This window comes from Bacillus bruguierae, assembly GCF_037104725.1.
Taxonomy (GTDB): domain Bacteria; phylum Bacillota; class Bacilli; order Bacillales; family Bacillaceae_G; genus Bacillus_A; species Bacillus_A bruguierae.
In genome coordinates this window covers 1-1,262 of sequence record NZ_JBAWSX010000044.1, presented here as the reverse complement: position 1 = coordinate 1,262, position 1,262 = coordinate 1, and the positions used below count along the sequence as shown (strand labels likewise).

At 36.4% G+C, this 1,262-nt stretch carries 1 protein-coding gene; it reads right to left on the bottom strand.

Features of this window, described 5'->3' with window-relative positions; genetic code table 11:
• The coding region (locus tag WAZ07_RS26095; RefSeq protein ID WP_336474714.1) for an amino acid permease at window positions 1-1,262 on the bottom strand (1,262 nt) is incomplete at both ends.

Genomic DNA, 1,262 nt, shown 5'->3' with positions numbered 1-1,262 from the left:
ATGACAAATACATTGCTCGCTTTCCCTTTGTATTTAGCTAGTACTGGTACTTTATGGATCGCATACATTGGTAATAGACATAAGATAGCAGCAACTAACGGACCACTAAGGGCATCAATAATTCCAAGAATACTTGGATTTGCATACGCAACATACCAGCATGTTAATACGACAAAAGTAAGGATCATTGTCTTAACTGTTTTTTCTCCTACATCTTTTCCGCGTTTTTTACTGGACTTGATAATCATGTCACGCATTACCTCATATGCTCCTATATAATGACCAAGGAACGACTTTGTGATGGCCACAAAAGCAATGATAGGAGCTGCAATAGTGATTATAGGCGAATTAAGCTCATTCGCAAGATATGATAGGATTGACAAGTTCTCCTTTTTTGCCATTGCAAGATCACTTGGAGTTAAACTCAATGTACTGCTCCAAACAAAGAACATAACAACAGCGAATGTCATGATATAACAAGCTTTTTGTATTTGAGCACATTTGGCATCAGTAGCTTCTATTCCATAGGTAGCTCTCTGTTTCATAACAAATGATGAAATCATAGGCGAATGATTGAACGAGAATACTATGATTGGTAGTATCATCAATATCGTTCCAAAATATCCTGTTCCTGTTGAAGCAGTAGAAACACTTGAAAAACTAAGCATTGACGTATTCCACTGTGGAATCAAAGATATTGCGATAAAAAGTAGAGAAGCTATGAAAGGATATACTAGCATGCTCATTATCTTTACAGTGATATCTTGACCAAAATTTAGTATAGCTATAAGACCGATTACTAATACAAGCGATAAAATGGCCCTTGGAGGCTCCTGCATGTGCAATTGATTTACGATAAAACTACTTGCAGTATTTGTAAGTGCGACCGAATACATCAGCACGATCGTATAAATTGAGACGAAATATACTATATTAAAAATGATACTGGCCTTATTTCCGAAATACTCTCTTATTGTACCTGTAATCCCCTCTTCAGCAGAATTGGAGGCGTATATCATTTTAGCTAGCGCCCTATGTGAGTAATACATTACAGGATATGCAAGTACGGTAATTAACAGTAATGATAATAAACCACCTGCACCTGCATTAATAGGTAAAAAGAGTACTCCTGCTCCAATTGCTGTTCCAAAAAGACTCAATGCCCAGGTAGTATCCTGTTTATGCCACTTTTTAGGGTCTGGATATTTCTCATTTTTTACTGCAGTATTTTCAGCTTGAAATTCTATTGTTTTTGCAGTATT